The sequence below is a fragment of the Methanobrevibacter sp. TLL-48-HuF1 genome, from assembly GCF_023617305.1.
In the GTDB taxonomy this organism is placed as follows: Archaea; Methanobacteriota; Methanobacteria; order Methanobacteriales; family Methanobacteriaceae; genus Methanocatella; species Methanocatella intestini.
The window spans coordinates 1,163,356-1,177,195 of the sequence record NZ_CP081485.1 but is presented as its reverse complement, the minus strand read 5'-3'; the positions used below and the strand labels follow the sequence as shown (position 1 = coordinate 1,177,195).

Here is a 13,840-nt window from a genome sequence, read left to right as displayed (position 1 = left end):
AAATTTTTTATATACTTTATAACTACCTATTTATTAACCTATTCTTTCTTCAGAAATTGGGCCGCTTGAAGACCAGTATGACTCATATACTCCAGGATTATACTGACCACCTGAAGTTGAAAATACACTTCTATAAATCGGATTTCCGTTTTCATCATACTCCCCGGTTTCATAATCTTCCTGCCAGTCATCATATTCCTTTTGTGAGTCAGAAGATTTGTCAGAATTATCTGAAGAAGTTGAAACCGGAGCATCTTCCTGAGAACTATTAGTAGCATTATTAGTTATATTTGTTTCATTTACATGATTATTATCTGTAGCAGGTATTGAAACAAAATAAAGACACCCTGCAACAACTGCAACTAATGCAACAATCAGAATTATAATTACCACATATTTATTATCCATATCATCACACCTTAATATATAAATTTTATAAGTATTAAATTAGGCAGTACCAAAATCTTAATTTAATAAAAAATACATAAATTATTAGCATATAAATTACGGTGATTGAATGAGCGGACCTTGGGTAGAAAAATATAGACCACAAAAATTAGATGATATTATAGGGCAAAAACAGATTGTAAACAGACTCCAAAAATATGTAGGGGAAGAAAGCATGCCTAATCTAATGTTTACAGGACCTGCAGGTGTTGGAAAAACAACTACTGCAATAGCTCTTGTAAAAGCTATTCTTGGAGAGTACTGGAGACAAAACTTTTTAGAATTAAATGCATCAGATGCAAGGGGAATCGATACTGTAAGAAACGACATTAAAAATTTCTGCAGACTGAAACCTGTTGGAGCCCCATTTAGAATAATATTTTTAGATGAAGTAGACAACATGACTAAAGATGCACAGCATGCTCTTCGTCGTGAAATGGAAATGTATACTAAAACTGCTTCATTTATACTTTCCTGTAATTACTCTTCTAAAATTATTGACCCTATTCAGTCAAGATGTGCAATATTCAGATTTGGACCTATTAAAGGAGAAGAAATTGCAAACAGATTAAAATACATTTGCACATCAGAAGGATTTGAATACACTGACAGAGGAATTGAAGCTATTGAATACTTTGCAGAAGGAGATATGCGTAAAGCAGTTAATGTACTTCAGGCAGCTGCTTCTGAAGGAAAACATGTTGATGAAGATGCAGTTTACGAAGTTGTTTCAAAAGCAAAACCTCAGTATGTTCATAATCTCATAACAAAAGCATTATCTGGAGATTTTATGGGTGCACGTAACCTTTTAAGAGAAACCATGGTTTTACAGGGGACAAGCGGAGAAGACATGGTTAGTCAAATTTACCAGGATGTTTCCAAAAGAGTATTTGAAGGAAAAATGGAAGCAGACATTTATATTGATTTAATTGAAGCAATAGCTGATTGTGATTTTAGAATAAGGGAAGGAGCAAATCCAAGAATCCAACTAGAAGCTCTTTTAACCCAATTCTTATAAGGTATAGAAATGTTATGGACAGACAAATACCGACCAAAAACACTAGATGAAGTGGTTGGCAATAACAAAGAAAAAGCATTAATCCAAAAATGGGTGGATAACTGGAAAGCGGGAAATCCTCAAAAGCCGTTGCTTCTGGTTGGTCCTCCAGGAATTGGAAAAACAACACTTGCTCAGGCAATAGCCAGAGAATTCTCAGAATACATAGAACTAAATGCAAGTGACAAACGTTCCCAGGATGTTATTAAACGTACCATTGGAGAATCATCTTCCAGCAGATCATTATTTGGTGATGAATACAAATTGCTTATCCTTGATGAAGTAGACGGAATTCATGGAACCAATGACCGCGGAGGAGTAAGAGCTATTGGAGACATTATTAAAAAAGCAAAACATCCAATGATTTTAATAGCTAACGACTTTTATTCAAAACGTATTGCATCACTTAAAACAAAATGTGATGTTTTAAAAATGAGTAAAGTCAGAAGCCCAAGTATTAACAAATTGCTTAAACAGATAGCTGCTAATGAAGGAATCAAAGCAAATCCTGCAGCACTTAAGGAATTAGCTAAAAAATCCAACGGAGATATGCGCTCAGCAATAAACACATTTCAGGCACTGGCAAGTAAAAATGAAATTCTTGAACTAAGTGATGTTGAAAATATAACTACAAAAGATGACAGATCAACAATAATCAACGGAGTTACTGCTGTTTTAAAAAGTAAAAATCCGAATCATGTTAAAAAGGCATTAATGGTTGAAGAAGACCCTACACTTGTAATGGAATACATTGCAGAAAATATTCCTCGTGAATACACAAAGAAAAAAGAAATTAAAAAAGCATATGAAAACATTTCAAAAGCTGATTTATACTTTGGAAGAGCAAGAAGCAGCAGATATTACGGTTATTGGAAATATGCAACTGATTTCATGGGAGTTGGAGTCAGTGATGCGAAAGATGAAACTTATAAAAAGTTTACAAGGATTACCTCCCCTACTGTATTTACATTAATGGGACGTAACAGAGGAAAAAGAAATTTAAGAGACAGAATAGCTGAAAAAATGTCTCAAAAAATGCATATTTCACATAGTGTAGCTATTTCAATGTTTCCATACCTTGAAATTATGTTTGAAGACAATGAGCTTGCCTGGGAAATATCTGACTTTTTAGGTTTTGAAGAAGATGAAATAAAACGTTTCAGAACCAGAAAAATACCTAAAAAAGTTATTGAAAAAATGGAAAAGCAAAAAGCTCAAAAAAGAGTTGAACAAAGAGATGCGAGAGCTCAGGAAATCAAAGACGGATTACTTGCTACCATTCCTCCTCAAAAGGAATCTTCCGAAAAAATAAAAAAAGAAGTTGAAAAAGAACCTGCTGAAGAAATAAAAAAAGAAGTTAAAGAAAAACCTAAAAAGAAAACAGACAAACAAGTTTCCTTATTTAACTTCTAATTCTTTTTCAATATACTCATAAGCTTTTAAAACATTTTCACGATACTGAGGAGCTACATCTTCTAAAAATTCCATAAATGATGTAGACAAATCATCATAATCCTCAGTTTCGATTATTTTTTTACCATCCATTTCCAAAAATGAATTAATCCAATCTAAAGGCACATTAATTAAAGGATAAATCTCATTATCTTTTTTATTGAATGTCAATCCTTTTCCTTTGAAAATATCTGAAAATATGGAGTTTACTTTACTGTCTAAAATAATCGGATTAACAGTTAAATCAGGATTTCCGCCGTGAACCAGTTTTACACCATATTTACGAGTATATGGCTCCAGTATAATTTCAATCAGAGCATTATTTTCAGGAATCAGAATTGTGCTGTTCGGTTTTATTTCATCAGCAAGGACTTTAGAAGATTTGGAGCAGATTTTCTGAAATAAAGAGTTTCTAACTACTTCAATGTCAGGATATTCCTTATTAAATGTCGCCTGTCTTTTTCTTGAAAATTTGGAAAATCTCAGGTTATTAATATAAATTTTTTCAGCAGTATAGCTAACAAAACGTGTATCAATGCCAATTATTTTTAAAAATTTCAACACATCTTTTTTAGAGGCTGTAAATTTATCTTCATCCCTTTCAATGGCAAAATTAAATATAGAATCCATTTTATCTACTCAAATCAAGTGTTTTTCTAAGTGTTTTTTCCATGACTTCAACAGGTGCCTTCTTTCCTGTCCAGATTTCAAAACTCTCTGCACCCTGGTACAATAACATTTTAATTCCATAAACAGGAGTTGCACCTGCTTTAATAGCTTCACTAAGAAGTACAGTTTCATTAGGATTGTAAACAATATCATTAACAACCAAATCAGAATGCATATCCTCTGCTTTAACAATAGCTTCGTCATTTGTATGGGGACTCATTCCTACAGGAGTAGTATCTATTAAAATATCTGCATCACTTACATAACCTGCTATTTTATCAGTTGAATCAAAATTAACATTATCCATTAATTTAGAGTTTTTAACATCCTCAGCTAATGATTTTGCTTTATTCATATTCCTGTTTAAAATAGCTATGCTTTGAGGATTTTCACGAGCCAGATAAAAAGAAATTGCTCTTGAAGCTCCTCCAGCACCTGCCACTACAACATTTTTATCTTTAATCGAAGTTACTTCTTCAATTGCTCTAATACATCCTATTCCATCAGTATTGTATCCTTTCATTTCTTTAAAATCAATTGTATTTACCGCACCAATCAGTTCAGCTATCGGATCCAATTTGTCCAAATACTTCATTACATTGATTTTATGAGGAATAGTTACATTAAATCCTTTTATATTAAGAGATTTTGCTCCTAAAATAGCTGATTTTAAGTTTTCAGGATAAACATTAAATGGAATGTAAGCGTAGTCCATCCCCAATTCCCCAAAAGCTGCATTATGCATAGGTGGAGAAAAACTATGTTCTACAGGATGACCTATCAGACCTACAATTTTTGTACTTCCACTAATCATATACTAGTGATATTTATTTAATTGTATAAATATTTCTTTTTACAGATATTTAATTATGGATTTTAATATCACTAATTTCAATGAAAGATTAAAATCAGTAAAACTTAGAGAGTTGGTAGTTGCAGGAATAGCAGCTATAATCCTTGGAGTAATTTTAAGTGAAATATTTCCGGCCATTTATGATTCTGATGAATTATATTTTGTTGTAATTACATTTTTAATATTAATATTCTTTATTTATGCTCTGAAAGGTACTCATGGATTAAATTCAAATATCCATAAAGTTTTTGAAACTGAAAATCAAAAAGAAATCATTTATGTATTTTTAATAAACCTGTTTTTTGCAATGCTTTTCCTTGCATTGTTTTCTGGTTTAGATATTATAATCGGATTTTTGGACCCGACCTGGGAAACAGGATTTGAATTTGATTATACTAGCCTTACACCAGTTGCATTTTTTATAGATGCCCTTGGAACAATTATTCTTGCACCTCTTGTTGAAGAGCTAGTTTTTAGAGGAGTACTGCTTAATCGGTTAAAACTAAGAATCGGAATTATTCCCGCTATTTTAGTTTCTTCATTTTTATTTGGAATTGGCCATGAATTTGGAGGAATGATAAGTGCATTTTTATTTGGAATCTGTATGTGTATTTTATATCTGAAAACAGACAATATTCTAATTCCAATAACTGTCCATTTCATCAATAATTTAGTTGTAACTCTCTTAGAATCAACATATATTGATATGATAATGTTAGAATTTCCTTGGATAATTCCAACATTGATTATTTCAGTAGTATCTGCTGTTTTGTTAATTTTATACATTTATAAAGGGTTTAAGAAGGTAAAAAGCCTTACTTAAACTCCCAATTTATTTATTTAATCTTGTTTTCTTAATTTATTAACTACCACTTATAAATATATTAAATAATAAAATCTATAATATTATAAAATTATTGATAAAATAATGGAGGGCAATTATGGAATTTACAAGACCTAGAGGAACTAGAGATTTTCTTTTTGATGAAATGAGAGAGAGAAAAAAAGCAGAAAACATATTGCGCAATGTATTTGAAAATTATGCTTATCAAGAAATTAAAACACCTTTATTTGAAGAATTAAAATTATTTACAACAAAATCTGGAGAGGAAATTGTAGATCAATTATACAATTTCAAAGACAAATCCGATAGAGAACTAACTTTAAGACCTGAAATTACTGCTCCAGTAGCTAGATTATACTTAAATGAACTTCAAAAAACTGCATCAAAACCTATCAAACTTTATTATTACGGCAGCTGTTTCAGATATGAAAGACCGCAAAAAGGAAGATTCAGACAATTCTGGCAATTTGGCTGTGAATTAATCGGAGCAAAATCACCGCAGGGCGAAGCTGAAGTTATTGCAATGTGTTCAGAATCCATTGAAAAACTTGGAATTCCTGGTGCAGATGTTAATATAAATCATTTAGGAATTATCCGCGGATTATTCAAACATTTCAACATAGATACAGCTACCCAAAGAGAAGTTATGGTTGTTATTGATAAAGGAGATAAAGACCTTCTAAAAGAATCATTAACTGGTGAAAATCCTATTATCGACAATGAGGAGTTAAACAATGTTTTATTTAAATTAATTGATTTGGTTGGAGACAAATCCATTATTAAAGACATTGAAGAGTTAGTTGCACCATACCCTGAATCACATGATGCTTTAAATGAGCTTGAAGAGTTAATTGATACACTTGCCAGTTTTAAAATGGAAAATTACACTTTAAACTTAGGTGTAGCCAGAGGACTTGACTATTATACCGGAATTGTATTTGAAGTTTATATTCCATCTCTCGGAGCTCAAAAGCAGGTCTGCGGAGGAGGAACATACAGTTTAATTAAAATATTTGGCGGTGAAGAAGTAGTTTCCACAGGTTTTGCATTTGGTTTTGACAGATTGATGAATGCAATTGAAGAACTTGCAACACCGGAAGAACTTCCATGCCCTATTGACATTTACATAGCTCCAATTTCTGATGATGTAAGACTTAAAGCTTATGAAATAACTCAAACTTTAAGGTCTGCAGGAATAGCCTGTGATGTTGATTTAAACGGCAAAAAATTCAAGAAAATAATGAACCATGCAAATAAAATCAAAGTAAAACAGGTAGCTATTATTGGAGCTAAAGACCTGGAAAACAATCAGATTACCATTAAAAATATGGAAAGCGGTAACCAGGAATTAGTAGACCTTGACAATATAGTGGAATATATTAAAGGTGTATGAACAATGGAAATTAATTTTAGACATGAAATAAATGGTCAGAAAGTCATTACAGCTATTGCCCAAGATTGGAAAACTGGGCAAATACTGATGGTGGCCAATATGAATAAAGAAGCCCTTCAAAAAACAGTTGAAACTGGAAAAGCCCATTACTGGAGTACTTCCCGCAATTCCCAATGGCTGAAAGGTGAAAGTTCAGGTCATACTCAGGAAGTTAAAGAATTACTTGTTGACTGTGATATGGATGCAGTTGTTTTGAAAGTCAAACAGAACGGAGCTGCATGCCATGAAGGCTACTTTTCATGTTTTTTTAGAAAATTAAACACTAAAAATATTGAAAACATAAAAGAAGAGGAACTTGAAACAATTTTAGAAAAAGTTTTCAATCCCGATGATGTGTATTAAAATGAAAACAATAATACCAGATACAAGTGCTGTAATAGAAGGAGCTATAAGTAAAATAATAGCTAAAGAGGATTTGGATTATCCTGAAATTATTGTTCCTGAAGCTGTTGTTTGTGAACTTGAACATCAGGCAAATACAAATAGAAATGAAGGAATAAATGGTTTAAAAGAACTTCAGAAATTACAGGAAGCTCAAGACAATGGCGAGTTAGCTATTACCTTTAAAGGAAAACGTCCGACTAATTATGACATCAGATATGCCAAAAGCGGAGAAATTGACAGCTTAATCAGAGATTTAGCCAGAAGTGAATTTGGAACATTAGTTACAAACGATAAAGTTCAGGCTGAAACTGCAAAAGCTCAGGGAATTTCTGTTTACTACTTCAAACAGGAATATAAACATGCAGAACTGTCTATTGAAAAATTATTTGACGACGACACAATGTCTGTTCATTTAAAAGAAAATGTTGTTCCAATGGCTAAAAAAGGAAACCCTGGACATGTGGAATTTGTAAAAATTGGAGACAAAGCTTACACATACTCTGACATGTTAGATATCTATAATGAAATCCTGGAAAAAAGCAGAAGCGATCCTAAAAGTTATCTGGAATCAGACAAAGACGGATCAACAGTTATTCAATCCAGAGAATATAGAATTTCAATGGCCAAACCTCCATTTTCAGAAGCTTTTGAAATAACCGCAGTCAGACCTGTAGCTAATGTTAGTTTGGATGAATACAACATCTCTGAAAAGCTGATGGAAAGGATAAGCAAAAGCGCTGAAGGAATACTTATTTCAGGTTCTCCAGGAGCAGGTAAAAGTACATTTGTTCAGGCACTAGCTAAATATTATGCTGAAGATTTAAATAAAATTGTAAAAACAATGGAATCTCCAAGAGATCTGCAACTTCCGGCAGAAATTACACAATATGCTCCTTTAGAAGGAAGTATGGAAAATACTGCTGATGTTTTATTGCTTGTCAGACCGGACTACACAATTTATGATGAACTTAGAAAAAACAGTGATTTTAACATATTTGCAGATATGAGAATGGCCGGAGTCGGAATGATTGGAGTAGTTCATGCTACAAGACCAATAGATGCTATACAGAGGATTTCATCAAGAGTTGAACTTGGAATAATTACTTCAGTAGTAGACACCAGCATTTACATTGAAGATGGAGATATTAAAGAAGTATTTGAAACAAAAATGACTGTTAAAGTTCCATCAGGTATGAAGGAAGCAGATTTAGCCAGACCAGTTATTGAAATTCGTGATTTTGAAACTGGAGAGCTTAAAAATGAAATCTACACATATGGTGAGCAGACAATTGTAATGGACCTTGATTTAGTTAACAATTCTTCAGGAGATTCATCTACTTCCAAATCTGCTGTAGACAGACTAGCTGAACAGCAAATCCTTAGAAAAATTAAAAGATTAATTCCAAAATCCAAAGTAGGAGTAGAAATAATTTCTCCTGAAAGGGCAAATATCTACATTAATGAAAAGTATATTCCAAAAATCATCGGTAAAAACGGGAAAAGAATAGCTGAGATTGAAAAGGATATTGGAATAAGTTTAGGTGTTGAAATTCTTGAAAACACTCCGGGACATCTGGCCCGCGGTGAAAAATTTGAAGTAGATATTATCCACACTAAAAAACAGCTGATTTTAGATTTGGGAAAAGTCAATGGTACACAAAACTTTGATATTTTTGTTGGAGAAGAATATTTGCTTACAGCTACAACAAGCCGAAAAGGAGAAATTAAAATAAAAAGAGGCATCGAATTATCTGACATGTTGCTCGATGCCATAGAAATGGGTTTAGAGATAACTGCAGTTAAAAAATAGGTGAAATAAATGAAAATAGGTGCATCAACATTATCAGGATTTAAAGATGATATAGGAACAAATTTAGAATATTTTGAGGAATTAGGACTGGATTATGCAGAGATATTGCATCAGTATCCAAATCAGGATTTAGATACAGATATCTTTGAGAATTACAGTTTAAAATATACTGTCCATTCTCCTATTATCAATTTGAACATAGCATCATTAACTGAAAACATCAGACAGGCTTCAATAGCTGAAATTAAAAAATCCATTGACCTTGCAAATGAAATTGATGCTGAAATTGTTGTTGTTCATCCAGGATCCATTCCTTTTTTAGGCAGAGACTTTGAAGATAAAATTTTTAAATTGAATAAACAGTCTATTGAAGAAATTGGAGAATATGGAAAAGATTTAGGTGTAAATGCAGCTATTGAAAATATGCCTACCTTTGAAGGATACATATACTCAAATCCCTATGAATTAAATGAACTGGTTACTTCCTTGGACATGTCTATGACCTTAGATATAGGTCATGCAAATCATGCAGGATATGGGCCGGAGGATATGTACTTTGATTCCATTAAACACATACATGCCCATGATAATAATGGTGATGATGACTCACACTATGCATTAGGTGATGGCTCTATTGATTTAAAAAGTATCATCTCTACTTTTGAAGATAAAAAGTATAATGGTACCTACATCATAGAAGTAAATGAGAAGGATTGGGTTAAAAAAAGTTATGATTATTTAAAAAATAACTTTTAAATCCCTTATTTTTACACCTTCCAATTTCAATAATTTAATCTTATTTTCCAAACCGCCAGCATAACCGGTTAATTTGCCGTTAAAACCAACAACTCTATGACATGGAACAATAATAGAAATAGGATTATGACCTACAGCACCGCCAACTGCCTGAGAAGACATATCAGAACTTATCTTTTTTGCAATATCCCCATAGCTAACAACTTCACCATAAGGAATTTCTTTAAGCAAATTCCAGACTTTTAATCTGAACTCAGTTCCCTGCAGATTTAAATCCAAATTTTTAACTGAAGGATTTCCCCCTCTAAAATAGCTATCCAGCCACTTTTCAGTTTTTTTAAAAATAGTTAAATCATTATTTTCCCCTGTTTTATCTTTAAAATTTCCAAAAAAATGTTTCTGACCTTCAATCCACAAACCAATCAGTTTATTGTTTTTGCTAGCTAATGTTAATTTTCCCAAAGGAGAATCATAGCAAGTTGTATAAATCATGATGAAAGTTTTAAATAATAAAATATTTAAAATAATAACTTGGTGATGGGGTTCACCAGAAACTTATTTTCAAACCGCAAAAATTGCTGATAACTCCTATGTTATATAAAAAATACTTAGGAGGATAATTTAATGGCTGATGTATTTCCATTAATTTTAGGGATAATAATACTTCTAGCTAGTGTAATTTCTATTAAAACTGGAATTAGTGTAACAGTAGTTGAAATTGCAGTAGGAGTAATAATAGGAAATCTGGGACTCTTCCACAGCGAATCTTGGATGATTTATATAGCTAGTTTTGGAGGAATATTGCTTACATTTCTAGCTGGAGTCGAAATTGATGTTGACTTAATGAAAGATAATTTTAAAGAAAGTTTTACAATAGGATTTTTATCATTTCTAATTCCTTTTGTAATAGTGTTTTTAGTAACTTATTACATTATAGGATGGGAATTAAATCCTGCGCTATTAACAAGTACCGCATTATCTGAAACAAGTATTGCAGTTGTTTATTCCGTTTTAACTCAAAAAGGACTATTTAAATACAAAATCGGAAAATTAATAATGGTTGCAACATTTATAACAGACATATGTACTGCAATAGCTTTAAGTGTTTTATTTACAAAATTTGACATTTATACATTATTATTTTATGTAGTGTCTTTAGCAGTTCTTGTAATGGCTTATTATAAATCTGATTTATTTTTCGAAAATCCATTATTTAAAAATAAAATAGGAGAACTGGAAATAAAATATGTTTTTGTCTTACTTTTAGGATTTATATTCTTTGGAAGTCTTGGTGGCGGACAAGCCATATTACCTGCATTTATATTGGGAGTAATACTTTCCGATCACTTTAAAAACACACAAAAAGGAGAAGTTAAAGCCAGATTCAAAACCGTTGCATTTGCTATTATAACTCCAATATTTTTCATAATTGGAGGAATGAAAGTTTCAATACCTTTAATATATAGCTGTTTTGGAATCTTTTTAACATTATTTGTATTACGTCAACTAAGCAAATACATTGGAGTTTATTATCCAAGTAAAATCTTTTTAAAACAAAACTATAACTATGTTACAATGATGATGAGTACCGGTTTAACCTTTGGGCTTGTTGCTGCAGTATTCGGACTAAATAATGCATTAATCAATCAGACAGAATATAGTGTAATAACTGGAATACTCGTATTAAGTGCTATTTTACCTACATTTGTAGCTGAAAAATATTATACTCCGGTACATAGTGAAGATTTAGGAGATTGATGGTTAAATTACCTTCAGTTTTCCTACAATAATTTTTTTTCCTTAATCTCATTTTGGAAATAGAGATACTTGGAATCAACTACTTTTCGAATATTGGCTGCAGTTTTTTTACCGATACCTTCAACTTCCTGAAGCTGACTTTCAGAAGCATTAATAATATTAGCTACTGTTCCAAAATGCTCCAATAAGTTTTTAGCATTAACAGGCCCTATATTTGGAAGAGATTCTATTATAAACAGCTGCTGTTCCCATAAGTTAACAGGTTTTTTATCAGTTCTTATCTGAATTGGTGTTTTTTCACCACTTTGCTCTCTGATAGCTATTCTTTTAATCATAGCTGCAGTATCCTGAGCGTTTCTTGTTGGTATAATACTGATTCCAAAGTCAAGAGCTATTGAAGCTATTGAACCTCTAATTGCATTCGGATTAATCATACCATTGTACAAATCATCCCCTTCAAGAATAATTAAAGGACGTTTAAATTCCTCCATTAAAGACCTTGCCTGTTTAAAGAGTCTTTTATCAACAATTGAATCAACAAAGTCTTTAGCTGTTTTACGTTCTATGACAACTTCATCACTTACCTGATAATCACCAACAGCCATTGCCTGAACTTTAACATCAATTTCCATTTCAGACAAATGACGTATGACCTTTGAATTACCTTCACGAGTATCTGCAAAAACAACCGGAAGTTCTTCCTTTTTGGGAGCAGGATCTAAAACTTTTACTCTTTTTTCATTTTCCATCCTTTCAATAGCATTGGAATTCAACTCTTCCAATACCTCGGGATCAATTAACTGGCGTTTCATTCTGCGTTCCTTATTAATTGAAGCCCAGTAATAACCTTCATCTCTGGTTCCATTTGTAATAAGAACTTTTACACGACCTGAACGTTTACGGCCTGTTCTTCCTCTCCTTTGAATCATTCTAACTTCAGAAGGAACAGGTTCATACAGAATAACCAAATCAACAGCAGGAATATCAATTCCCTCTTCAGCTACACTTGTTGAGAGAAGTACATCATATTCACCAATTTTAAAGGCTTTAATGATTTCTTTTTGTTCCTTTTGAGTTAATCCCTTTTCACCATCTCTTGAAGCCTGACCAAAGAACTTGGCAGATTTAATTCCTTCTTTTTCAAGTTTCTGATGAATCATTTCAAGAGAATCCCTATACTGAGTGAAAACCATTATTTTTGAAGATTTCTGGTCAGCATCTTTAACATACCTCTCAGACTGCAATTTGGTTTGACCATTTTGCCCCAATTCTTTTTTAATGATATCAGTTACTTTTTTAAGTTTAGGATGTTCCAAACCATGTTTTTCAGCTTCTCTTGCAAGATAAATAGCTTTACCAAAATTAGGATCCTGAATTAATGATTTGGCAGCTTTTGTTTTCTTTTTACGTAATCTAGCTACATATTTGTTAAATGTAACTACTCCCTGTGTTTCAATAAGTTCCTGAGAATGTTGTATATTGATAACTGCACTCAAAATTGAAATAGCCTGGAAACATTCCTTTTTAGGATTTACAGTTCTTGCAATTGCACTTTGAACTCTTCCTCTTGCTCTCAATATATCTGTTTTGTTAACAGAAACTGTTCTAATAATTCCCATATTCTTAAGACCTTTAAGACGAACTTTAAGAGCTTTATCAACATGTTTTTTAATTTTTTCCAATTCAGAACTCATTTTAACCCTAACCCAATCGATTGCAACCGGATTAAAATAAGGCCTTACATCATAATCCTCTTCAGTTTTAACTACAATATTTTGAACATATAAATTATCACAAACTTCTTTTATTTTTTCTTTATCAGAACCTGGAGAAGCAGTCAGTCCTAAAATCAGGTTAAATTTAGATTCTTTAACATATCTTGAAGCCAAATATACATAAGAATAAGATCCAACACCGTGATGACACTCATCAAAAACAACTAAAGATACATCTTTTAGAGAATATCTTCCTTTCAACAAGTCAGATTCAACAGTTTGCGGAGTTGCACAGATTATTTGAGATTCTTCCCATCTTTTAACTCTTTCATCAGTTTTAACAGCACCCGTAATTGATGAACAGGGGACAGTTAAAAATTCCTTAAAAGTAGACTCGTGCTGTATAGCTAATGGTTTACTTGGAGCCAATACTAATATTTTAGAGTTTTTAACTTTATCCAATCTATCTGCTGCTACTAAAGTAGCTACTATAGTTTTACCTAATGCCGTAGGTGCAACAATCATCGTATTTCCTTTCTTTAACACATCGGCAGCTAAAACCTGTTGATATAACCTAGCTTCGATAGAATCGGATTTTATTAATGGGTGGTCAATATAATGTGCCATGATAGAACATAGTAA

Annotated in this window: 13 protein-coding genes and 1 riboswitch; of the genes, 8 read left to right on the top strand and 5 right to left on the bottom strand. The window is 32.2% G+C overall.

The genetic code is table 11. The annotated features are described in order from the left end of the window. Positions 1-33: 33 nt before the first annotated feature. Positions 34-408 (bottom strand): hypothetical protein, encoded by a 375-nt coding sequence (locus tag K4897_RS05510; protein ID WP_019265065.1) that lies wholly within the window; start codon positions 406-408, stop codon positions 34-36. A gap of 109 nt (positions 409-517) precedes the next feature. On the opposite strand from K4897_RS05510, the gene K4897_RS05505 reads away from it, so the two are divergent. Further along, positions 518-1,465 (top strand): replication factor C small subunit, encoded by a 948-nt coding sequence (locus tag K4897_RS05505; RefSeq protein WP_019265066.1) that lies wholly within the window; start codon positions 518-520, stop codon positions 1,463-1,465. 9 nt (positions 1,466-1,474) lie between these two features. Beyond that, a complete protein-coding gene (locus K4897_RS05500) occupies positions 1,475-2,917 on the top strand; it encodes a replication factor C large subunit (RefSeq protein WP_019265067.1) in 1,443 nt (480 codons plus the stop codon). Here K4897_RS05500 and K4897_RS05495 read toward each other — a convergent pair. Continuing rightward, entirely contained in the window at positions 2,903-3,586 is a 684-nt protein-coding gene (locus K4897_RS05495) for a hypothetical protein (RefSeq protein ID WP_019265068.1), read from the bottom strand. The genes K4897_RS05500 and K4897_RS05495 overlap by 15 nt on opposite strands. A 1-nt stretch (position 3,587) precedes the next feature. After that, positions 3,588-4,439, bottom strand: a complete 852-nt coding sequence (aroE, locus tag K4897_RS05490) for a shikimate dehydrogenase (protein ID WP_019265069.1) — start codon at positions 4,437-4,439, stop codon at positions 3,588-3,590. A 55-nt stretch (positions 4,440-4,494) separates the two neighbouring features. Between aroE and K4897_RS05485 the strand changes: the two genes are divergently transcribed. The 5 genes from K4897_RS05485 to K4897_RS05465 all read left to right on the top strand — a co-directional run bounded on the left by K4897_RS05485 (position 4,495) and on the right by K4897_RS05465 (position 9,725). Next, positions 4,495-5,301, top strand: a complete 807-nt coding sequence (locus K4897_RS05485; protein WP_019265070.1) for a CPBP family intramembrane glutamic endopeptidase — start codon at positions 4,495-4,497, stop codon at positions 5,299-5,301. Between the two features lie 118 nt (positions 5,302-5,419). Then, positions 5,420-6,715, top strand: a complete 1,296-nt coding sequence (gene hisS / locus K4897_RS05480; protein WP_019267986.1) for a histidine--tRNA ligase — start codon at positions 5,420-5,422, stop codon at positions 6,713-6,715. A gap of 3 nt (positions 6,716-6,718) precedes the next feature. Beyond that, a complete protein-coding gene (gene hisI / locus K4897_RS05475; protein WP_250415687.1) occupies positions 6,719-7,117 on the top strand; it encodes a phosphoribosyl-AMP cyclohydrolase in 399 nt (132 codons plus the stop codon). Between the two features lies 1 nt (position 7,118). Continuing rightward, positions 7,119-8,969, top strand: a complete 1,851-nt coding sequence (locus K4897_RS05470) for a PINc/VapC family ATPase (RefSeq protein ID WP_250415686.1) — start codon at positions 7,119-7,121, stop codon at positions 8,967-8,969. A gap of 9 nt (positions 8,970-8,978) precedes the next feature. Next, entirely contained in the window at positions 8,979-9,725 is a 747-nt protein-coding gene (locus tag K4897_RS05465; protein WP_250415685.1) for a sugar phosphate isomerase/epimerase, read from the top strand. Here K4897_RS05465 and K4897_RS05460 read toward each other — a convergent pair. Beyond that, complete coding sequence (locus K4897_RS05460; RefSeq protein ID WP_019267989.1) at positions 9,708-10,217, bottom strand: methylated-DNA--[protein]-cysteine S-methyltransferase; 510 nt, start codon at positions 10,215-10,217, stop codon at positions 9,708-9,710. The genes K4897_RS05465 and K4897_RS05460 overlap by 18 nt on opposite strands. A gap of 32 nt (positions 10,218-10,249) precedes the next feature. Further along, positions 10,250-10,323, top strand: a riboswitch (Fluoride riboswitch). 26 nt (positions 10,324-10,349) lie between these two features. Between K4897_RS05460 and K4897_RS05455 the strand changes: the two genes are divergently transcribed. Continuing rightward, positions 10,350-11,483 carry a cation:proton antiporter gene (locus K4897_RS05455; protein ID WP_250415684.1) on the top strand — a complete coding sequence of 378 codons (1,134 nt, stop codon included), beginning with the start codon at positions 10,350-10,352 and terminating at the stop codon, positions 11,481-11,483. A gap of 23 nt (positions 11,484-11,506) precedes the next feature. On the opposite strand, the gene K4897_RS05450 is transcribed toward K4897_RS05455, so the two are convergent. After that, positions 11,507-13,825, bottom strand: a complete 2,319-nt coding sequence (locus K4897_RS05450; protein WP_019268788.1) for a DEAD/DEAH box helicase — start codon at positions 13,823-13,825, stop codon at positions 11,507-11,509. Positions 13,826-13,840 lie beyond the last annotated feature (15 nt).

Bases quoted from the DNA above. Each gene is read 5' to 3' on its own strand.
- K4897_RS05510 (WP_019265065.1), bottom strand. From the start codon at position 408: ATGGATAATAAATATGTGGTAATTATAATTCTGATTGTTGCATTAGTT.
- K4897_RS05505 (WP_019265066.1), top strand. From the start codon at position 518: ATGAGCGGACCTTGGGTAGAAAAATATAGACCACAAAAATTAGATGAT.
- K4897_RS05500 (WP_019265067.1), top strand. From the start codon at position 1,475: ATGTTATGGACAGACAAATACCGACCAAAAACACTAGATGAAGTGGTT.
- K4897_RS05495 (WP_019265068.1), bottom strand. From the start codon at position 3,586: ATGGATTCTATATTTAATTTTGCCATTGAAAGGGATGAAGATAAATTT.
- aroE (WP_019265069.1), bottom strand. From the start codon at position 4,439: ATGATTAGTGGAAGTACAAAAATTGTAGGTCTGATAGGTCATCCTGTA.
- K4897_RS05485 (WP_019265070.1), top strand. From the start codon at position 4,495: ATGGATTTTAATATCACTAATTTCAATGAAAGATTAAAATCAGTAAAA.
- hisS (WP_019267986.1), top strand. From the start codon at position 5,420: ATGGAATTTACAAGACCTAGAGGAACTAGAGATTTTCTTTTTGATGAA.
- hisI (WP_250415687.1), top strand. From the start codon at position 6,719: ATGGAAATTAATTTTAGACATGAAATAAATGGTCAGAAAGTCATTACA.
- K4897_RS05470 (WP_250415686.1), top strand. From the start codon at position 7,119: ATGAAAACAATAATACCAGATACAAGTGCTGTAATAGAAGGAGCTATA.
- K4897_RS05465 (WP_250415685.1), top strand. From the start codon at position 8,979: ATGAAAATAGGTGCATCAACATTATCAGGATTTAAAGATGATATAGGA.
- K4897_RS05460 (WP_019267989.1), bottom strand. From the start codon at position 10,217: ATGATTTATACAACTTGCTATGATTCTCCTTTGGGAAAATTAACATTA.
- K4897_RS05455 (WP_250415684.1), top strand. From the start codon at position 10,350: ATGGCTGATGTATTTCCATTAATTTTAGGGATAATAATACTTCTAGCT.
- K4897_RS05450 (WP_019268788.1), bottom strand. From the start codon at position 13,825: ATGGCACATTATATTGACCACCCATTAATAAAATCCGATTCTATCGAA.